General features: G+C 61.4%; 18 protein-coding genes, 1 tRNA gene and 1 pseudogene. 15 read left to right on the plus strand and 5 right to left on the minus strand.

Annotation, left to right across the window (positions count from 1 at the left end):
- Positions 1-8 precede the first annotated feature (8 nt).
- Both GR303_RS11250 and GR303_RS11255 read left to right on the plus strand, forming a co-directional pair.
- Positions 9-581 (plus strand): HupE/UreJ family protein, encoded by a 573-nt coding sequence (locus tag GR303_RS11250; RefSeq protein WP_161723323.1) that lies wholly within the window; start codon positions 9-11, stop codon positions 579-581.
- 540 nt (positions 582-1,121) lie between these two features.
- Positions 1,122-1,337: pseudogene (locus tag GR303_RS11255) on the plus strand (transposase); the annotation flags it as partial.
- A gap of 213 nt (positions 1,338-1,550) precedes the next feature.
- Here the strand turns inward: GR303_RS11255 and GR303_RS11260 are convergent.
- From GR303_RS11260 to GR303_RS11270, 3 genes are read right to left on the minus strand one after another with little or no spacing between them, the layout of a single operon-like run.
- Positions 1,551-2,573 (minus strand): ABC transporter substrate-binding protein, encoded by a 1,023-nt coding sequence (locus GR303_RS11260; RefSeq protein ID WP_161723325.1) that lies wholly within the window; start codon positions 2,571-2,573, stop codon positions 1,551-1,553.
- 51 nt (positions 2,574-2,624) lie between these two features.
- Positions 2,625-3,410: an ABC transporter permease gene (locus tag GR303_RS11265; protein ID WP_161723326.1), complete on the minus strand. Its 786-nt coding sequence runs from the start codon at positions 3,408-3,410 to the stop codon at positions 2,625-2,627.
- Positions 3,407-4,225 (minus strand): ABC transporter ATP-binding protein, encoded by an 819-nt coding sequence (locus tag GR303_RS11270; protein ID WP_161723327.1) that lies wholly within the window; start codon positions 4,223-4,225, stop codon positions 3,407-3,409. Before GR303_RS11270 ends, GR303_RS11265 begins: the two co-directional genes overlap by 4 nt.
- 502 nt (positions 4,226-4,727) lie before the next feature.
- Here GR303_RS11270 and GR303_RS11275 point away from each other — a divergent pair.
- From GR303_RS11275 to GR303_RS11320, 10 genes are all read left to right on the plus strand, one after another.
- Positions 4,728-5,858, plus strand: a complete 1,131-nt coding sequence (locus GR303_RS11275; protein WP_161723328.1) for a sugar ABC transporter substrate-binding protein — start codon at positions 4,728-4,730, stop codon at positions 5,856-5,858.
- An 82-nt stretch (positions 5,859-5,940) separates the two neighbouring features.
- Positions 5,941-7,470: a sugar ABC transporter ATP-binding protein gene (locus tag GR303_RS11280; RefSeq protein ID WP_161723329.1), complete on the plus strand. Its 1,530-nt coding sequence runs from the start codon at positions 5,941-5,943 to the stop codon at positions 7,468-7,470.
- Positions 7,463-8,563, plus strand: coding sequence for an ABC transporter permease (locus GR303_RS11285; RefSeq protein ID WP_161723330.1), 1,101 nt, complete (start codon positions 7,463-7,465; stop codon positions 8,561-8,563). Before GR303_RS11280 ends, GR303_RS11285 begins: the two co-directional genes overlap by 8 nt.
- On the plus strand, positions 8,560-9,546 hold the full coding sequence (locus GR303_RS11290; protein ID WP_343038450.1) for an ABC transporter permease: 987 nt from the start codon (positions 8,560-8,562) through the stop codon (positions 9,544-9,546). Before GR303_RS11285 ends, GR303_RS11290 begins: the two co-directional genes overlap by 4 nt.
- Before the next feature lie 598 nt (positions 9,547-10,144).
- Positions 10,145-11,614 carry a xylulokinase gene (gene xylB / locus GR303_RS11295; protein ID WP_161723331.1) on the plus strand — a complete coding sequence of 490 codons (1,470 nt, stop codon included), beginning with the start codon at positions 10,145-10,147 and terminating at the stop codon, positions 11,612-11,614.
- Between the two features lie 253 nt (positions 11,615-11,867).
- Entirely contained in the window at positions 11,868-13,397 is a 1,530-nt protein-coding gene (locus GR303_RS11300) for a sugar ABC transporter ATP-binding protein (protein ID WP_161723332.1), read from the plus strand.
- Between the two features lie 56 nt (positions 13,398-13,453).
- Positions 13,454-14,425: an ABC transporter permease subunit gene (locus GR303_RS11305; RefSeq protein WP_161723494.1), complete on the plus strand. Its 972-nt coding sequence runs from the start codon at positions 13,454-13,456 to the stop codon at positions 14,423-14,425.
- Positions 14,426-14,523: 98 nt separating this feature from the next.
- Positions 14,524-15,459: an ABC transporter substrate-binding protein gene (locus tag GR303_RS11310; protein ID WP_161723333.1), complete on the plus strand. Its 936-nt coding sequence runs from the start codon at positions 14,524-14,526 to the stop codon at positions 15,457-15,459.
- A gap of 76 nt (positions 15,460-15,535) precedes the next feature.
- The gene (araD, locus tag GR303_RS11315; protein WP_161723334.1) at positions 15,536-16,231 is read left to right on the plus strand and encodes an L-ribulose-5-phosphate 4-epimerase AraD; all 696 of its coding nucleotides are present in this window, start codon (positions 15,536-15,538) and stop codon (positions 16,229-16,231) included.
- Between the two features lie 47 nt (positions 16,232-16,278).
- Positions 16,279-17,847: a ribulokinase gene (locus GR303_RS11320; RefSeq protein WP_161723335.1), complete on the plus strand. Its 1,569-nt coding sequence runs from the start codon at positions 16,279-16,281 to the stop codon at positions 17,845-17,847.
- A gap of 197 nt (positions 17,848-18,044) precedes the next feature.
- Here GR303_RS11320 and GR303_RS25315 read toward each other — a convergent pair whose 3' ends face one another.
- On the minus strand, positions 18,045-18,173 hold the full coding sequence (locus GR303_RS25315; protein ID WP_343038455.1) for a DUF6538 domain-containing protein: 129 nt from the start codon (positions 18,171-18,173) through the stop codon (positions 18,045-18,047).
- A 131-nt stretch (positions 18,174-18,304) separates the two neighbouring features.
- Positions 18,305-18,394, minus strand: a tRNA-Ser gene (locus GR303_RS11325).
- Between the two features lie 262 nt (positions 18,395-18,656).
- Between GR303_RS11325 and rplU the strand changes: the two genes are divergently transcribed.
- From rplU to GR303_RS11340, 3 genes are all read left to right on the plus strand, one after another.
- Positions 18,657-19,049: a 50S ribosomal protein L21 gene (gene rplU / locus GR303_RS11330; protein ID WP_161723336.1), complete on the plus strand. Its 393-nt coding sequence runs from the start codon at positions 18,657-18,659 to the stop codon at positions 19,047-19,049.
- 34 nt (positions 19,050-19,083) lie between these two features.
- Entirely contained in the window at positions 19,084-19,350 is a 267-nt protein-coding gene (gene rpmA / locus GR303_RS11335) for a 50S ribosomal protein L27 (protein WP_009763277.1), read from the plus strand.
- 175 nt (positions 19,351-19,525) lie between these two features.
- Positions 19,526-20,176: a GNAT family N-acetyltransferase gene (locus GR303_RS11340; RefSeq protein ID WP_161723337.1), complete on the plus strand. Its 651-nt coding sequence runs from the start codon at positions 19,526-19,528 to the stop codon at positions 20,174-20,176.
- Positions 20,177-20,276 lie beyond the last annotated feature (100 nt).

Below are 20,276 nucleotides of genomic sequence, written 5' to 3' on the forward strand. Positions count from 1 at the left end.
AGCATCCCATGAGATTGAAGCATTCCTTTCTTGTCGCTTCCATGATAGTAACGGCCATGCCGGCCCTTGCGCATACGGGCATCCACCCCGCTTCAGGTTTGGGCGACGGTTTTGCGCACCCCTTTGGTGGTCTTGACCACACCCTGGCCATGGTAGCTGTCGGTCTTTTCGCCGCCGTGCTCGGTGGGCAGGCTCTCTGGGCCGTTCCGACGACCTTCGCCTCCGTGATGCTCGTAGGCGGCATCATGGGCTTCATGGGCATTCATATTCCTGCTGTGGAGGCGGGCATTGCCCTGTCCGTGGTCATCTTCGGCGCAGTTCTGGCTGCCAAGATCCGCTGCCGCATCTCCGTAGCCATGATGCTGACCGGAATGTTTGCTGTCTTCCACGGCTACGCCCATGGGGCCGAGATGCCGATGGAAGCCGCAGCAGCCCCTTATTGTCTCGGTTTTTTCTCGGCGACCATTCTACTGCATGGGGCGGGTCTCGCAATAGGCATCGCCCTTAGCCACCGTCAGACGATCTACCGCTGGGCAGGTGCGGGGATCAGCATTGCAGGCGTTGTTCTGTCGCTGAGTTGAGGTTGGAGATCGGCAGCAGCGGGCATATCAAACCTATTACTATCAATCAGCATGAGTAACATGAGAACCCCGAACGCAGGGTTGCACTGCTGTGTCAGGAGATCTGCTGCTGGCATGTTCTAGAAATAGGTGGGGTTTCTGAAAAGCCGCGACAAGCGAACCTTAATCTTGTTCGCTAATGTTACACTTTAACTGGAGGCAGAGCTTTATTGGTTCGATAACCTCTTCAATTTTGAACCAATCTTCTGTGCAACAACGAATGAGACCAGAAGCAACAGCCCGCCATTGAAGGCGTGAAGGGTCTGAAGGACGCCAGAGCCGGTATTCTGGCCGGCGATGATCAGGACAACCTGAGCGACATAGATCCCCACCTGGACCAGCGCCCAACCCCGCAGGTGCGGGACGCAACTGCCGGTAATGGCTTGGAAGGCAATCACTCCAATGGGCAGAGCCAGAGCCGAGCCCAGTATCGAGCAGGTTTTGGTACCGGGGCTCTCCCGGGCAACGTGGTGGTGCTTGACAGCGGGTGTCTGAGAGAAGATCCAAGCCGCGGGTGCGAGCCTGCTGTACTTGCCGCCGTACTCGCCTGACCTGAACCCGACCGAGCAGGTATGTGCCAAGTTCAAGGCACTGCTACGCAAGGCGGCGGCTCGCACCCAGGAGGCGCTCTGGACCAACATCGGAGAACTGTTCGACAGCTTCCCAGCCGAGGAGTGCCAGAACCACTTCAGCAACTGCGGATACGAGTTCACCTAAATCGAATCCGCTCTGATAAGTAACGAACAATGGTGCTCTTGCTAGCTGGGCTGCCATATCGGATGTTGCCATCGATATCGCCTTGGAACCTCGTGAGAAACTCGAGGATGCAATAAACTCCCCGCAGGGTTGCGGCTTTCACGAAACCCTGCGGGGCAGTAAGCCTTCTCAGAAGCGACCCTATCAATGTTTTCGATCTACCTATCTCAAAAACTAGCTAGCGGCCTGCTTCACAAAGCGACCGTCAAAAGTTGCGGAGAGGTCAACCTTGGCATCTTTCAACTCAGGGTCGAGTTGCTTCAGCATATCCATGACACTCTTCATGCCGTCGGGCGGGACAATGCCGTCACGGGAATAGCTCTCAAGAGAATTCTGTACAGCCTTGAGGTACAATGGGCGGTCACCGAGATGGTATTCTGGCGGCACTGTTGCAGCGACATCCTCGGGCTTCGCTGTTTGGAGCCATTTGAGTGATTTCATGAGGGCATTCACGAGGCGCTGGGTCGTTACCGGGTTAGCGTCGATGAAGTCCTTCTTGGTATAGAGGGTCGCCGCTGGGTTCGAGCCGCCGAAGAGCGCCCGCGTTCCGGCCTCAGTGCGCGTATCGATCAGGATTGAGATGTCCCCATCCGACTCTAGCTTGGAAATGACTGGATCGAGGTGTGAGATCACGTCGATCTCACCCTTCTGCATGGCGGCAACGGCGCTCGCGCCTGATCCGACGCCGATGAATGCTGCGTCGGTTGGCTTTAGTCCCGCTTTCACCATCGCATATTGAGCAGTGAGTGCTGTGGAGGAGCCCGGTGCCGTCACGCCGATCTTCAGACCCTTGAAATCAGCCGCAGATTTGATCTGCCCTGCCTTGTCTTTCTTCGCCGCAATCACAATGGCGGGAAAGCGCCCGAGCTCGGTTATGGCGCGAATATCCTGACCTTTGGCTTGCATGCGGATAGTATGTTCATACGCTCCCGTGACGATGTCGACGGAGCCGCCAATGAGGGCTTGGAGCGATTTGGCGCCGCCACCGAAGTCGTTGATTTCGACCTCAAGCCCTTCGTCCTTGAAGAATCCTTTCCGTTCAGCAATAGTGAGCGGCAGGTAATAAAGTAGCGGCTTGCCGCCTACGCCCAGAGCGACCTTGCTCTTTTCCGGCTTCGATTGCGCGAAAGCGCCCCGGCTGAGCCCGGCGGACAGAGCAACGACGCCCGTCCCAATGAGAAATGTACGGCGTTCCATCCTCGTTCTCCCTGCTTGGTTGCAGATCGTGGATGGCAGGATTGCCTAACCTTAATCGTTTGTCGATGGGGCAGGCCGCCAGACCAGGAGGCGCCTCTCGATAAGGGTGACCAGAAAATCGAGGAGAATAACGAAGATCGACAGGATCGCCATGCCCGCAAAGACACCGGTGACGTCGAATACGCTCTCCGCCTCATGGATTTTATAGCCGAGCCCCGCAGACGAGCCAAGATACTCACCCACAACCGCACCGACAAGAGCGAACCCCACAGAGGTATGAAGGGACGAGAACATCCAGGTCAGCGCCGCCGGCCAATAAACGTGCCTCAGCAGATGACGCTCGTTCATGCCGAGCATCCTCGCGTTGGCCAGCACGACCGGGCTCACCTCGCGCACGCCCTGATAAACATTGAAGAAGACGATGAAGAAGACCAACGTAAAGCCGAGAGCTACTTTGGACCAGATCCCCAGGCCGAACCACAGGGCAAAGATCGGCGCGAGCACCACCCGTGGCAGCGCATTCGCCGCCTTGATATAGGGATCAAACACGGCGGCGAGAAATTCGCGGCGAGCGAACAGGAAGCCGAACAGGATCCCCCCGCCGGCACCGAAAGCGAATGCCAGGATGGTCTCCAAAAGCGTGATCCACAGATGCCGCCATATCTCCCCGGAAGCAAACTCCTTCCAGATCCTTGCCAGCACGTCGAGAGGGGTCGAGAAGAAGAACTGCGTCTGCCGCGTGGGGGCGAGAATTGGGTAGGTCGTCAGGACGTGCCAGAGCAACAGGAATCCAAGGCCCACGGCAACCTGGAGCAGGATGAGCTTCAAGCGGCTCATGGCGAGGCTTCCTCCCCCTGCGCATACGCCTTTTGCACCTCGGTGCGAAGGCTTGCCCAGATCTCCTTGTGGATATAATGGAAGGCAGGCTCAAGCCGTACCTCGGCGATGTCGCGCGGGCGTGGGAGAGGTACGGGAAACTCGCCGATGATACCGGCCGCAGGACCTGCTGACATAACCACCACCCTGTCGGCTAGGGCAATCGCCTCCTCCAGATCGTGCGTGACGAAGAGAACGGCCTTGCGATTGGCGGCCCAGAGGTCCAGCAGCAGGTTGCCCATGATCTGACGGGTCTGGGCATCAAGCGGGCCGAACGGCTCGTCCATCAAAAGGATCTCAGGATCGCGGATTAACATCTGAGCCAAAGCAACCCGCTTCCGCTGACCGCCCGAGAGCATATGCGGGTAGCGGTCAACAAAGGCGCCGAGCCCTACCCGCCGCAGCCAGTCGCGGGCCTTCACCTCCGCCTCCTTGCGGGAAATGCCCTTGGGCTCCAAGGCGACGGCCACGTTCTGAAGGGCCGTCTTCCAGGGCATCAAGGCATCCTGCTGAAAGAGATATCCCGCCCGGCCGTTGAGGCCGTGCAGAGGCACGCCGAAGATTTCGACCTTGCCATCTGATGGCTTGAGCAGTCCTGCGGATGCATTGAGCAGGGTAGATTTACCACAACCAGTCGGCCCGACGATTGCAATAAACTCCCCTGGCAATACTTCCAGATGAATGTTCTGGACAGCCGTGTAACCGCCCACCTTTGACCCGAAGGTGATGGCAACACGGTGGAGCGAAACGGCTGAGGCACTCGGTGAGATAGGCATGAGAATTGAACGTTTCCTGCGCCTGTGAGGGGCGCTGGGCCCATCCTAAAGCCTCGCTCTTCTATAGCAAGAGCAGGCCACCCCGTCCGATCTTACGCCTTCAGCCTCATTCCTAATGCGCTGGGGCAAGTGTCCCCAACGGAGGAGCTTCCAATTCACACAGGTCACAGTAGGCGCCTAGGGCTGCTCGTGACGCCCTAAGACATAACCGGAGGCAGCAATCCCAATGGCGCCACCTCTCGGTTTGGGATCGACGAATTTCACAGCCTGACTCTAATCGAACGCTCTTTATTGGCTCTTGGAGGCCTCCTCTTCGGATCCAGTCTGTGAGACAAATCTATGATTGCCCCGCCGAACCCGATACTTAGAAGGCACCGCTTCTTACCCAACCAAGTTGGCGGAATTACTTGTATTACCCTACGGTTAGAACTAACATGTTAATGGATCAAGGTTCGCGCTAGACGGGCCAGATCTGGGAAGAACGCTGCCTTAGGAGGATCGTATGGCATGCCCTGCTCGTCTGTTCGCACTTGCTTTCGCCGGACTTCTGCTCTCTTCCGTTGTCTCTCTCGCCGCTCCTAAGACCGTCTCGGGTCCAGGACCGGATCCGAACTGCTTCAAGCCGTGGAATGCTCAAACCAAGTACATGCAATGGGATAAGAAGCCCGGACCCTATCGCGTCGCCGTGGTGAACGGCTTTGTGGGCAATACCTGGCGCATCCAGATGATCCAGACCGCGAAGGCCTATGCTGAGCAACCTGGCATGAAGGACAAGATTAAGGAGTTGAAGGTCGTCTCGACCGGAACCGATGTCGCGGCACAACTCGGCGCCATCGAGGACTTCATTAACCAGGGTTACGACGCCATCATCACCATCGCAGTGGCGCCCGAGGGCTTCGACCGCGTGATCCGTCTGGCTGACCGTAACAACGTGGTGATCGTACCCTTTGACAACGTCCTCGACACCGACAAGGTTATGCAGGTCAACGAGGACCAGCTCGAAATCGGTCGCCTCTCGGCGCGGCATCTCCTGAAGGAGTTGGGGCAGAAACGCGACGGCAAGATTCTCGAAGTGCGAGGCTTGCCCGGAAACTCTGTGGACCGTGATCGTCATCTCGGCTTCCGCGAGGTGATGGAGAAGGAAGGCAAGTTCCAGATCGTCGAGGTGGTGGGTAACTGGGACGACGGCACGGCCCAGAAGGCGACGGCCGACGCGCTCGCCGTGCACGGCAAGTTCGAGGCTGTGTTCACGCAGGGAGGATCGACAGGATCCGTGCGTGCCATGATGGACGCGAAGCACCCCTTCGTGCCCATGGCGGGCGAGGGCGAGAATGGCTATCGCAAGCTCATAGCCAAGCATGCGGGCGAGGGGCTCAAGGGCCTGTCCTACAGCCAGTCGCCTGGACTTGTGGCAATTTCCATGAAGGCCGCCGTCTCGGCGCTCGAAGGTAACCCGATGCCACAGCTCATCTCTGTGCCCATTCCTGTCGTCGATTACACGACCCTCAAGGACAATGTGAACTACTGGTCGAACCTCTCCGATAACTTCTTTGCGGCCAACGAATTCCCGGCCTGCGGCGTGAACGTGACGGCGCCTGAGATCATGGCGAAGGACGCCAAGAACACGCAGTAAGAACCACGCAGTCAAAGCACCTCGGCTCCTGTCCTGACCCTCCGCCGGGACAGGAGCCCTTTCCGAGTACCGAAGGGGTTCCATGCTCGAACCTGCGCTCTTCTTCGCCCTCGAGAACGTATCGAAGCGCTATGGCGGCGTCCATGCCTTGCGCGATGTGGATTTCGCATGCAGCCGCGGGTCGATCCACGCTGTCTTGGGAGAGAACGGCGCTGGGAAATCGACCCTCATGAAGATCATGGCAGGCGTCGTGCAGCCAGAGGAGGGTCGCATGGTCCTCGAAGGCGCGCCCGTCACGTTCCCAAACCCTTCGGCCGCGAACCGGGCCGGGATCGTGTGTGTCTTTCAGGAACTCTCACTCATGCCGGAGCTCACGGTTGCCGACAACATCACCTTGTCGAGCCCGCCGCGCCGCTTCGGGTTTATTGACGGTCGCGCTCAGCGCCGGCGTTCGGAGGAGCTGCTCGCCCGCATCGGCTGCGAGGACATCAACCCTCTGAGCCGCGTGTCGGATCTGCCGCTTTCCCGCCGGCAGATGGTCGAGATCGCGAAGGCGCTCGGCCGCGATCCGAAGCTCCTCATTCTCGATGAGGCCACCTCCGCCCTGACCGCTGCCGACGTGGACCGCGTCTATCGCATGCTGTTCGAGCTGAAGGCGCAGAACTTGAGCATCCTCTACATTTCGCATCGCATGCACGAAATCGAGGCGCTGGCGGATCGCTGCTCCGTGTTTCGGAATGGGCGGCATATCGAAACCTTCGCCAAGGGAGCGCGAAGCAACGACGAGATCATCGGCCTTATGATCGGCCGCGAGATTGAGGGGCAGTTTCCGCCAAAGCCCAGGCGGCCACGCCCGGCGCCTCTCATCACGATCCGGGATCTTTCCTGGGAGAACCGCCTCAACGGTGTCGGGCTTGAGGCGGGACGCGGCGAGATCGTAGGGCTGGGCGGTCTCGACGGGCAGGGACAGAAGGAGTTGCTGCTTGCGCTCTTCGGTGTGCTGCGGGGCGTTCGCGGCACGGTGAGTCTAGAGGGCCACCCCACGGCGGCGAATTCGCCGAAGGCTGCCAAGAGCGGGCGAGCCCGGATGGCGCTCGTACCAGAGGACCGCAAGAGCGAAGGGCTAATCCTCTCCATGTCGATTGCCGACAACATCTCCATGGCCTCGCTAGACCGTCTTTCGCACGGGATGTTCATCGATCCGGGCCGCACCCGTCGGGCCGTGGAACGGGCCATCGAGCAGCTGCGGATCAAGATCGGCAATGTGAGCGACCCGGTCTCAACCCTGTCCGGGGGCAACCAGCAGAAGGTGGTGCTCGCCAAGTGGCTTGCGACGAATCCCGACGTGATCCTACTCAACGATCCGACCCGGGGCATCGATGTCGGAACGAAGCAGGAGATCTATCGGCTCATGCGCAAGCTCGCGGAGGAGGGCGCCTGCATCCTGTTCTACTCGACGGATTACGAGGAGCTGATTGGTTGCTGCGACCGCGTTGCCGTCATGTATGACGGCCGCATCGTCCGGGAGCTGGAGGGTGATGCTATCACGGAACGCAACCTCATCGCCAGCGCGCTCAACATCGCCGAACGGCGGGAGCCCGCTCATGTCTGACACGGTGCTCCCTCCCGCTGCCGCAGAGCCGCAGGAGAAGACCCGCCGCTGGGGCGAGGGCTTGAGCCTGCGCTGGCTGCAGCACGCCGGCATCCTCGGCGCGCTTGCCCTCTTCGTCGTGCTCTACCTGTTCTACCAGCTGAGCCATCCCCGAGGATTCTCAGGGCAGATCCTAATCCAGAACGCCAACGAGGTCTTCGCCCTGGCGCTCGTGTCCATGGCGCAGACGATGCCTGTGCTCATGGCGGGCCTCGATCTCTCGGTCGGCGCCGTGATGACCCTTGTGGGCTGTATCGCGAGCCACCTCGTCGACGGGAGCCCGGGCGAGATCGCGGCCGGCATCGCAGCCTGCATCGCCGCCGGCGCGGCGTGTGGTTTCGCTAATGGTTGCGTGGTCGTCTACGGGCGCATTCAGCCGATCATCGCGACGCTCGCCACGAGCGCGATCTATGTGGGGCTCGCCCTCATCCTGCGGCCGACGCCCGGCGGAAAGGTGCACGAAGATTTGTCCTGGGCCGTCACGAGCGACCTGCGCGAGTTCGCGGCAACCTTCGGCCTCTTCGACAATGGCGAGGCTGCCTGGCTGCAGCCCTTCGCATGGATCCCGGTGCCGCTCGTGCTGCTTGCGCTGATCATTCTACTGGTGTGGGTGCCGTTCACCCGTTCTGTCACGGGGCGCACGGTTTATGCGATTGGGTCGTCCGAGAGCGCGGCCTACATGTCGGGGCTGCCGATCAACAGGGCAAAGCTCGCGGCCTTCACATTGGCTGGCCTCTTCGCCGGTCTCGGCGGCCTGTTCTTGGCGCTCCAGACTTCGTCCGGCAATGCTGACATTCCCCAGGCAGGCGCCTATACGCTGAATTCCATTGCGGCCGTGGTCATCGGCGGCACCTCGCTTCTTGGGGGCACCGGCAGCGCTATTGGGTCCATGATCGGTGCGATGGTGCTGCGCACAATCTCCTTCAACTTCCGCATCTTCGACGTGGCGCCGCTGCTACAACCTCTTTTCGAGGGGCTCGTGCTTCTCGCCGCAGTAAGCTTGGGCGGACTGAAGCTGCTGCGTCTCAAGAACAAGCTCGAGGTGTTCCGGTGAGCAGAACGGCCGACACGAGTATCGCGCCAAGGATCCTGCGCCTTGGATCCGACGACAAGCCCGTTGCCTTCGCGGCCGGGTTCGTCCTGCTCATTCTCCTCATCGGAACGGGCTACACGCTCTACACGCAAGGGAGCGCACCGCTCCTGCAGCCGCAATATCTCCTGCAGCAGCTTCAGGTCGGATCCTTTCTTGGGATCGTGGCGGCTGGGCTCATGGTCGTCATCCTGCTCGGCCACATCGACCTTTCGGTGCCCTGGACCCTGACGGCCGCGGCCATGATGGCAACGGCAGTCGGCGGTCCCTGGGCTATTCCCGCAGGTATCGGGGTTGGTCTTCTCGTCGGCATTTTCAACGGGCTCGGCGTCGCGTATTTGCGCGTGCCGTCCATGATCTTCACGCTCGGCATGAACGCAGTGATGCGCGGCCTCATGGTAGCTCATACGGGCGGTTTCGCGCCGCAGACGGCAGCTACGGATCTGATGCAGTACCTCGCAGTCGCCCGCATCGGCGGCATGATTCCGGTTGCGCTCCTCGTCTGGCTCGCTGTTTCCGTGACCGTCGTGGCGATACTCACGCGCACGACCCTCGGTCGCGGCATCTATGCCATCGGCAATCGCGAGCGGGCAGCCTATCTCTCGGGCATTGACACCAACCGCGTGATCCTCATTGCCTTCGCGCTTTCGGGCGCAGCGGCCGGCCTTGCTGGCGTGCTGCTCGCCGGGTACTCCACCAAGGCCTATCAGGGCATGGGCGATGCCTATCTTCTCCCTGCCATTGCCGCTGTGGTAATCGGCGGCACCAATATCCTCGGCGGACGCGGGCGGTACCTCGGTACCTTGGTCGGCGTCATCCTGATAGTGCTTTTGAACTCGGTGCTCTCCATTATGCAGATGCCCGAGGCCGGTCGTCAGATCATCTATGGCTGCGTCATCATATCCATGCTGCTCGTCTACGGACGCGGGGGCCGTGTAACTGGATAATAGTTGCCCATAGAATATCCTCGAAGGTCGAGAGAGTGACCGAGGCCGGTTCTCACCAGCCTCAATCATCACCGCTAGGTGAATGCGCCCGCTCCCTCTCGCGAGTTTCGGCGTCGAGCTTCAGATCCGGAACTGGCACTTCTCGGAAGTACGTCGAAATTCCGCTCAAGTGTGGGGAAGTAGATCTTCCCACGGCGCCTGCGATTTCCTGGGATGATACCCAAACCAAAGTGTCTTCGTTCCCATGTTGCGATGCTTGGTACCACTGAGGCCCCGCTTGAAAAGCATGGGCTTGTATCAGTTCTACTCGTAGCTCTCTTCCAAAGGGCTCGACATTTAACACGCTGCACAACGCATATCGCGCTTGAGAATGCTCCGCATCACCGGCATGCCAACCAAGCTGACCTTATCAATATTTCCGAAGATCGGGGGCAAGCCAATGATACTGTAACAATGTACGCAGCCAGAACGTGAGCTACCCTTTCAAATCTAACGCATTGATTCTCTTGCCGGTACCCACAACCGACGGAACTGAACTATATAGTGGGTCAACAACCGCCAAGCTAGGGTCAGCGCTAACCTTCAAGGAGGATGAGTCGTGCCCCACTATCTTGGGATCGATGTCGGGACCTCAGCGGTAAAAGCGATCCTTGTAGACGAGCGGCAGGCCGCGGTCGCGGAAGCGGAGGTGCCCCTGCAGGTCTCCCGTCCTCAGGATCTCTGGTCGGAGCAAGACCCAGAAACCTGGTGGTGGGCCGTGCAGGCCGCTCTAAAGCAAATCCGCGCGACGGCAGGGGCAGCCTTCGGCGACGTGTGCGGCATTGGCCTCTCGGGGCAGATGCATGGGGCGGTACTGCTCGATCGCGATAACCGGCCGCTTCGCCCCGCGATCCTGTGGAACGACGGCCGTTCCTTCCGCGAGGCGGAGGAGCTCCGCGCCCAGCATCCCGAACTCTCCCGGGCTATGGGCGTGATCCCGATGCCGGGCTTTACGGCGCCGAAGCTGGCTTGGCTCGCGCGGCACGAACCGGAAACCTTCCGCGCCGTGCGCAAGGTGATTCTGCCGAAGGACTATATCCGGTTGAAACTGACAGGCGACGTGGTCACGGAGATGTCGGACGCCGCGGGTACCTGGTGGTTAGACCAAGCCAAGCGCGACTGGTCGGATGCAGCGTTAGCTGCGACAGGCCTGACCCGCGACCATATGGCGAGCCTCACTGAAGGTTCGCAAGTCTCGGGCACCCTGCGACCGGAGATCGCCGAGCAATGGGGCCTGCGGAACGACGTGGTGGTCGCCGGCGGCGGGGGCGATGCGGCAGCAGGCGCCGTCGGACTTGGGGCCATCGAGGATGGATCGGCCTTCATATCACTTGGTACGTCGGGCCAGCTCTTCGTGACCACCGAACACTTCAGCCCTGCGCCCGAGGCTCTTGTGCATTCCTTCTGTCATGCGGTGCCCGGCCGCTGGTTCCAGATGGCCGCCATGCTGAACGGTGCCAGCTGTCTTGCCTGGGCGGCCCATCTTCTGAAACAGGATATCGGCGAGCTGCTGTGCAAGGCGGAAGCTGCATACCGCAGGCCGTCCACGATTCTCTTCCTACCCTATCTCGCCGGCGAGCGGACGCCGCATAACGATCCGTATGCGCGCGGCGTCATCTTCGGGCTCTCGCCAGAGACGGATCAGACGGATCTGGTGCAGGCCGTTCTCGAGGGCGTCGCCTTCAGTTTCGCCGATGCAAGACGCGCTCTTGAGCAGGCCGGCACATCTCTCACCCATGCGGGCATGATCGGCGGAGGCTCACGCAGTGCCTTCTGGGCACGGATCTTCGCCAGCGTCCTGAACCTCCCGATGGTGCGCTATGAAGGCAGCGACAAGGGTCCTGCTTTCGGCGCAGCGCGGCTGGCGCGCCTTGCCACGACCGGAGAAGCACCGGAGACCGTATGCACCACGCCGAACATTCTTGAGACAATCGAGCCGGAGGTGCATCTCGTCGACCTCTACCGCCCGAGGGTCGAGGCGTTCCGCAGTCTCTATCAGGCGCTGAAACCGGAATTCGTACCCTCATAGAATGAAACGAGAACTCTTCGAGACATATAATGAGATTATATTACATCAATAGAAGTAAAATGCAAACGACTGCTCACGAAAAGCTGTGGGTCTCTTCCCAGCGCTCAAAGGAAGGGATTGAAACAGGATTGGAGTGAAGCATTTACGACCATTACAATCCTTGCTCATCCTGCAGATCTTTCGGCACGTTGGATGCGCTGGAATTCAGAGCTGATAACGGTCGCTACAACGGACCGATTCTAGGGAAGCACCCATGACAGGATCTGCCCCGATCCTCGAAATGAGAGACATTTCCAAGACGTTTCCTGGGGTCAGAGCGCTCGCGAACGTTTCGCTCACCGTCTATCCTGGCGAAATCCATGCCCTAATGGGCGAGAACGGCGCCGGCAAGTCGACCCTTATGAAGATCCTGTCCGGTGCCTACCAAGCCGATCCAGGCGGCGAGATCCGCATCAACGGTCAGCCCGTTGCTATCGACGGACCGATGACGGCGCGCCATCGCGGTATCTCGATTATCTACCAGGAGTTGTCGCTCGCGCCGAACCTGTCAGTGGCGGAGAACATGCTGCTCGGGCGCGAGCACAAATCCGGCCCCATGGTCGACCGGCGCTCGATGGAAAAGGCCTGTCAGGACGTTCTTGAGCGCCTCGGCGTCCACTTCAGGGCGTCGACGAAAGTCAGCGAACTGTCGATGGCCGAGCGGCAGCTCGTGGAGATCGCCCGTGCATTAATCGCGAACTCGCGCATCCTGGTCATGGACGAGCCCACGACCTCCCTCTCCTCCCGTGAGACGGAAGCACTGTTCGCCCTTGTGCGCCAGCTGCGCGAAGATGGCCTTGCCATCATATATATCAGCCACCGCATGGCTGAAGTCTACGAACTTGCCGACCGGGTCTCGGTGCTCCGGGACGGCTCCTATGTCGGCACCCTCGTCGGCGACGAGATTTCGGCCGAACGGCTCGTTCAGATGATGGTCGGCCGCGATCTGTCCTCCTTCTACAAGAAGGAGCACGACGCTCACCAGAGCCGCGGCCCGGTCATGTTCGCGGTCCGCAACATGGGCGACGGCGTGCGGGTGCACGACTGCTCGTTCGAGCTGCACGAGGGTGAGGTTCTGGGCATCGCGGGTCTTGTAGGAGCGGGACGAACCGAACTCGCGCGCCTCATCTACGGGGCCGATCGACGGACCAGCGGCGAAGTCTCTCTCCTGGGCAAGCGGCTCTCGATCCACCGGCCCGAGGACGCGATCGATTCCGGCATCGTCTATCTGACGGAGGATCGCAAGAATCTCGGCCTCTTCCTCGACCTGACCGTCCGCGAGAACGTGAATGTCAGCGTGCTCGGCCGGGATGCGCGCATGGGAGGCGTCCTCAACCTGAAGGCCGCCAAGGACAGGGCGGCCGCAGCCATCCGGGCGCTTGGCATCCGTGTGGCCGGGGACGTGGTGCCGGTCGGCAGCCTTTCGGGCGGCAACCAGCAGAAGGTTCTCCTCTCGCGCCTGCTCGAGACCAAGCCGAAGGTGCTCATCCTCGACGAGCCGACCCGCGGCGTCGATATCGGCGCCAAGTCGGAGATCTATCGCCTCATCGACAATCTTGCCCGCAACGGCGTGGGTGTCATCGTGATCTCCAGCGAACTTCCGGAAGTCGTCGGCATCTGCGACCGCGTCCTCGTGATGCGTGAGGGACGAATAGCAGGCGAGGTCGGCGGAGCTGAACATCCGCCCGTCACCCAGGAAGAAATCATAGCGATTGCGACAGGCGTAAGGGAAGCTGCCGAATGACACCCCCGAATGAGACCAGCGCATCCGTCCAGAACACCGGAGCGGCCGGCGCCGACATGGCGTCTCAGAGCATGCAGCGCCGCCTTGCCTGGCGCTCCACCCTGCAGGCGGTGGGCATGCTGCCGGTGCTGATCATCCTCGGCATTGCCTTCGAGCTTATGTCCGGGCGCTTCTTAAGCTTCCAGAACCTCTCGATAGTGGCGCAGCAAGCCTCGATCAATACCGTGCTGGCGGCAGGCATGACCTTCGTCATCCTCACCGGCGGCATCGACCTCTCGGTGGGCTCGATCCTGGCGGCAGCCGCCATGGTGGCGATTCTGGCCTCGAAGATCCCGGACTGGGGCATGCTCGGCATTCCGGCTGCCCTTCTCATCGGCCTTGGCCTCGGCCTGGTGAACGGCGCGCTGATCGCCTTTGCGAAGCTGCCGCCCTTCATCGTCACCCTGGGCTCCCTGACAGCGGTACGCGGGCTTGCGCGTCTGCTCGGAGAAGATACCACCCAGTTCAACCCGCAGCTCCCCTTCGACTTCATCGGCAACGGCACCTTGTTCGGCATCCCGTGGCTCGTCTGGATCGCCTTTGCGGTCGTTCTGATCTCCTGGTTCATTCTGCGGCGCACCGTGCTGGGCGTTCATATCTATGCGGTGGGCGGCAACCCGGACGCGGCACGGCTCACCGGCATCAAGGTCTGGGCCATCCTGCTGTTCGTCTACGCCTTTTCCGGCCTGGCGTCCGGCCTCGGCGGCGTCATGTCGGCGGCTCGTCTCTACGCAGCCAACGGCTTGCAGCTCGGGCAATCCTACGAGCTCGACGCCATTGCTGCCGTGATCCTGGGAGGCACCAGCTTCGTCGGCGGCATCGGCTCGATCTGGGGCACGCTCATCGGCGCGCTCATCATCGCCATTCTGTCGAACGGGCTCATTCTCGTCGGCGTGTCCGACATCTGGCAGTTCATCATCAAGGGGCTCGTGATCATCGGGGCCGTTGCGCTTGACCGCTATCGGCTCAAGGGATCCGCGCGCACCTAACATGGAATACAAGCGCCCGGCACGGACGCTCGTATATTGCGGCTCTCGGAACCCGTCGGGTCCGGCAGATCGCGATCTAAAACGACCAGGAGGAAGCAATGCTACTGTCTCGAATCCCGCTCAGTCTCGCTGTCATTGCCGGTCTTGCCGGACCTGCCGCGGCGAAGGATCTTCAGAATGTCGGCATCTCGGTCGGCTCGCTTGGTAACCCGTTCTTCGTCGCCACCATCAAGGGAATTGAAGACCGGGCCAAGAAGATCAACCCCAATGTCAAGGTCACGGCGGTTTCCTCGGATTACGATCTGAACAAGCAGTTCACGCAGATCGATAATTTCATCGCCTCCGGCACCAACGTCATCATGCTGAACGCGGTCGATCCGGTGGCGATCGCTCCCTCGGTGAAGCGTGCCCAAGCGGCCGGCATTGTCGTTGCGGCCTTTGACGTTGCGGCGTCCGGCGCCGATGTCACGGTCATGACCGACAACGTCAAGGCCGGCGCCATCGCCTGCCAGTACCTTGTCGATCACCTGAAGGGTAAGGGCGACGTCCTGATCGTCAATGGTCCGCAGGTGTCGTCGGTCACCGATCGGGTCAAAGGCTGCAAGGAAGTCTTTGCCAAGCATCCCGACATCAAGATCCTGTCCGACAACCAAGACGCCAAGGGCTCGCGCGAGGGCGGCTTCGCCGTGGCCCAGAGCCTTTTGACCCGCTTCCCGAAGGTCGATGCCATCTTCGCCATCAACGACCCGACCGCTATCGGTGTGAGCCTGGCTGCCAAGCAGCTCAACCGCAGTGAGTTTATCATCACCGCCGTCGACGGTGCGCCGGATATCGAGCAGGAGCTGAAATCCGGCACTTCCCTGATCAAGGCGTCTGCCTCTCAGGATCCTTACGTGATGGCGGGTCAGTCGCTCGAACTTGCAGCAGGCATTCTCAACGGCAAGAAGCCCGAGAAGAATGTGATCTTGCTCGAGCCGAAGCTCATTACGTCCCAGAACGTGAATGAATACAAGGGCTGGACAGCCGCCCGCTGATCCGATCCAACCTGAGGCGGCCATGGCATGAGCCGTGGCCGCCGTTTTCCATTCATGGGCCGTCAGGAGTGCCCCGATGTTGAAGCAGCTGCGCGAGCAGGTTCTGGAAGCCAATCTGGAAGTGGTGCGCCGCGGGCTCGTGCTTTACACCTTCGGCAATGTCAGCGGCATCAGCCGGGCGGACAATCTCGTCGTCATCAAGCCGAGCGGCGTGCCTTACGAGCGTATGACAGCCGACGATCTCGTGATCACGGATCTCGACGGCGTGATCGTCTGGGGCGAGCTGCGCCCCTCATCCGATCTCGACACCCACCTCCACCTCTACAAGTCCTTCCCAGAGATCGGCGCCGTGGTGCACACGCATTCGGAACACGCCACCGCTTGGGCGCAAGCCCGCCGTCCGCTTCCTCCCTTAGGCACTACCCATGCCGACTATTTCTACGGTCCGGTTCCGATCACCCGCGAGCTGACGGAAGACGAGATCAAGAACGATTATGTGCGTGCGACAGGCGTCGCGATCACGGATGCCTTCGGCAACCGCGATCCCATGGAGGTGCCGGCGGCCCTAGTGGCTGGCCACGGTCCATTCGCCTGGGGCAGGACACCGGAGGATGCCGTGCACAATGCGGTCGTCCTCGAGGCTGTGGCCCGCATGGCGATGTATACGTTCGCGCTGCAGCCCAATGCGCGAGGCGTGTCGCAGGCGCTCCTCGACCGACACTATTTCCGCAAGCATGGCGCGACTGCGACCTATGGCCAGGTTAAGAAGTAGCACTCCGCGTCATTCTCGATCCCGCAAGCCCTTGTTCGGAGATACCCATGGCCGTTGTAGCAGGTGTCGATTTTGGCACTCTGAGTGTGCGCGTCACCCTCGTCGATGAACGCAAGGGTCCGCTCGGCCTCGCCACGGCGGAGTATCCGCTTCATCGCAAGCGCGAAGATCCGGACTATGCGACCCAGGCCCATGCCGACCATATGGATGCTCTGGCGCGTGCCATGCGTGGCGCCCTCGAGTCCGCTGACCTGAAGGGCGAGGATGTGGCGGCGCTTGCGATCGACACCACCGGCTCCAGCGTCGTTATGGTCGGCGAGGGCATGGAGCCGCTCGACGAGTATTATCTCTGGTGCGACCACCGGGCGAAGTCGGAAGCTGAGGAGATCACCCGGCTTGCCCATCAGGAAGGGCTCGAGGCCATTCACTGGTGCGGCGGCGTCTACTCGCATGAGTGGGGCTTCTCAAAGCTGCTGCACTGGCTGCGTCACAACCCGGAGAAGCGCGACCGACTGGTGACGGCTCTGGAGCATTGCGATATGGTGGCCGCAACCCTCACAGGGGTGACCGATCCGAGCCGGCTGAAACGCAGCATCTGCGCTATGGGCCACAAATGGATGTGGAACGCTCGCTGGGGCGGCCTCCCCCCGCAGGATTTCCTCTCTAAGGTTGACCCACTCTTCGACGGAATCCGCCACAAGCTCGCGGGGGAATATGCGACCTCCGACGTCATTGCAGGCCAACTCACGCCCTACTGGGCCGAGCGGCTCGGCCTGAAAGCGGGCATTCCGATCCCCGTTGGGGCGTTCGATGCCCATTGGGACGCCATCGGCGCGGGCTGCCGGGTCGGCGACGTAGTGAACGTGGTCGGCACCTCCACCTGCATCATCGCCATGGCACCGGACACACGCCCGATCCAGGGCGTCTGCGGCGTCGTGCCGGGTAGCGTCGACCCGAGGCTCGTAGGCATCGAGGCAGGGCTCTCAGCTACCGGCGACATCTTCGAGGCGATTGCCCGGAGGGCCGGCACCAACGTCAAGGAGTTGTCGAAAGGGTTGGAGCACTACCGGCCTGGCCAGACGGGCCTTCTGCGCCTGACCTGGGACAACGGTGACCGGACCGTTCTCGTAAGGGCCGATCTCGGCGGCATCACGCTGGGATGGAACCTGCTGCACACCGCCCAGGACGAACTGTTCGCAGCTATCGAAGGCACGGCCTTCCACACTCGCATCATTCTCGAGCGGATGGCCCAGGGTGGCGTGCCGGTCGAGCGGGTGATCAATGCCGGTGGAATCCCGCAGCACAATGCGACGCTGAACCAGGTCTACGCCAATGTGCTTGGCCGCCCCGTTCTGGTGCCGAACGGCATACCGACAGGCCTTGGCTCAAGTATCTTCGCAAGTCTCGCGGCCGGTTCCTATCCAGACCTCGAAAGTGCTCAGGCGGCCATCTGCCTGCCCTTCCGCACCTTTGAGCCAGATCCAGCCGCCTATGCTGTCTACGAGCAGCTCTTCCGCCACTTCAAAGCCCTCTACTTCGGCTTCGGCGGCATCTCTGGACCGGTGGAACTCGAAGATGTGTTGCGCGATCTGAAGCGGATCTCGGCTCTTTCCTAGGAGCTTGCTCCGTCCGACCTTGCCGAACGCATGAGCAAATCGTCCCGCCAGGGGTCGGGACTGCCGGGATCTGCCTCGTGCGCCGCGACCCGGCGGCGGTAGACCTCACCTGCGAGAGCCACAGCCTCCTTGTGGGCGAGCCTGACGAGCGGCTTTGGCGCAGCCGCTTGTCTGAGACGCTCCCAGCGGGCTGAGACTTAGGCCGCGACTGCGGTGTGCCGCGGCCCAGCCTCACGCCAGTCGCGGGTCTCCAGGCTGACTTTCTCCTCGCGCTTGCCGACGAGCGGACGGAGTGCTTCGGGGACTCCGCGGCGGAAGTAGTAGATGCCAGTATCGGGATGCTTCCAGGGGGCTTACCACGCGCACGACCTTTGTACCACCCTTTTGTACCAGGATGACAGCCGCAAACCCAAGTTGGGCTTCAACTTGGCATCAACAAAGGCTTTCTAGGGGATGCTGGCGGAGAGGGGGAGATTCGAACTCCCGATACGGTTGCCCGTATGCCGCATTTCGAGTGCGGTGCATTCAACCACTCTGCCACCTCTCCGGGGTGCGAAGGCCGCTAGGCCCGCTGGTTGAGGCCGGGTGGATATCATGGGCTTGGCGGCTCTTCAAGCGCCAAAAGCAAGGATTTTGATTGACAAGGGCGGGGCCTGCCCGTAGAGAGGCATCCTCTATGAGCGGGCACGCGTGCCTGCGCATACCCGTGCGGCAGCTTGAGCTTGCCGTGAACCGAAGCCGGAAACTGCCAAAAAGCCAGTCCGGTGGGGCTTCCCCGCTGAGATTTGGGTTTGAACACGAGGATCAAGATGTTCGCAGTGATCAAGACCGGCGGCAAGCAGTATCGCGTTGCCGCCAACGACGTCATCACCGTTGCCACGCTCGCAGGCGAGCCGGGCACCGCCGTTACCTTCGACCAGGTTCTCATGGTCACGAACGACGGCACGACCCAGGTGGGCGCCCCCCTCGTCGAGGGCGTGACCGTGGCAGGCGAGGTGGTGGAGCACACCCGCGGCGAGAAGGTCATCTCCTTCAAAAAGCGCCGCCGCCAGAATTCGCGCCGCAAGCGCGGGCATCGCCAGGACTACACCGTGGTGCGGATCACCGAGATCCTCGCCGGTGGCGAAAAGCCCAAGAAGGCTGCGGCCAAGAAGACCACCAAGGCTGCGGCTGACGAGGCTGCGCCGGCCACCGCTGAGTAAGCGTTCGGCTTCACACAGGACACGGGAGTAACCCATGGCTCACAAGAAAGCAGGCGGTTCGTCTCGCAACGGTCGCGACTCCGAAGGCCGTCGTCTGGGCGTCAAGAAGTTCGGCGATCAGCAGGTTGTCGCCGGCAACATCATTATTCGTCAGCGCGGCACGAAATGGCATGCCGGCGCGAATGTCGGCATGGGCAAAGACCACACCCTCTTTGCCACGGCCAATGGCCGAGTCCGATTCCTGACGCGTCAAGGCCGAGCCTTTGTATCGGTCGTACCGGCCCAGGAGGCCGCAGAGTAAACGGCGAGAGCGAAACGAAGGAGCTCCCGCCGGCATCGCACCGACCCGGCGGATGAAGAGCCCCAACAGGCCCAAAAGGCCAAGCTCCGATCCGAAACTGACAGGGGAGGTGGGATGTCCACCTCCCCTTCGTCATTTCCGGGCCCAGGGAGGGCCCACGGATCGGAGCAAGACGATGTTTCCCGACCTCACCCGTGACGATGTTTTCCGCCTCGAGACCCGCCGCCTGTGGCTGCGCTGGGCCCGTCTTGCGGATGCTCAAGCCATCGTACGCCTCGCCGGGGAGAAAGCGGTCGCGGAGATGACGGCGCGCATTCCGCATCCGTATCATCCGGACGATGCCGAGCGGTTCATCTTCCAGTCCCGGCGGTCCAACGCGGACGGGCAGGGCCTGCAGCTCGCCATCACGCCCAAGGGAAAGCCCAACAGCCTCATCGGCATGGTAGGCATCGGCCCGGATCCGGAAACGGGCAAGCCGAACCTGGGCTATTGGCTCGGCACCCCCTACTGGGGCAAGGGCTATGCCACCGAGGCGGCCCGGGCGCTGATCGACGCCTTCTTCGCCTATGGCGAGGAGGACGAGATCACGGCCTGCGCCCGGGTGATCAACCCGGGATCCCGGCGGGTGCTGGAAAAGTGCGGCTTCGCCTACCAGGGCGCCGGGCTCTCCGAGCTGCCGGCCCGGTGCGGCCTCTATCCGGTGGATCACTTCCGGCTCGACCGCCGCACCTGGGAGAGCCTGAAGGCCTGGGGCCAGACCGGTCTCGTGCGTGAACCCTTCTGCCTCGATGTCGAGGTGGAGCGGGAGATCTCCCTCGCCAGCTGAGAACGTGCAGCGCTCCCGAAAGGCTTTCGGGAGCGCTTCCCTTTTATCCGCGTTGCTTTCGCACGACAGCGTGGATGGCTGCATTTTTGATCGCGAGAGC

Origin of the sequence: Microvirga arsenatis (assembly GCF_009910705.1) — a bacterium.
GTDB lineage: Bacteria > Pseudomonadota > Alphaproteobacteria > Rhizobiales > Beijerinckiaceae > Microvirga > Microvirga arsenatis.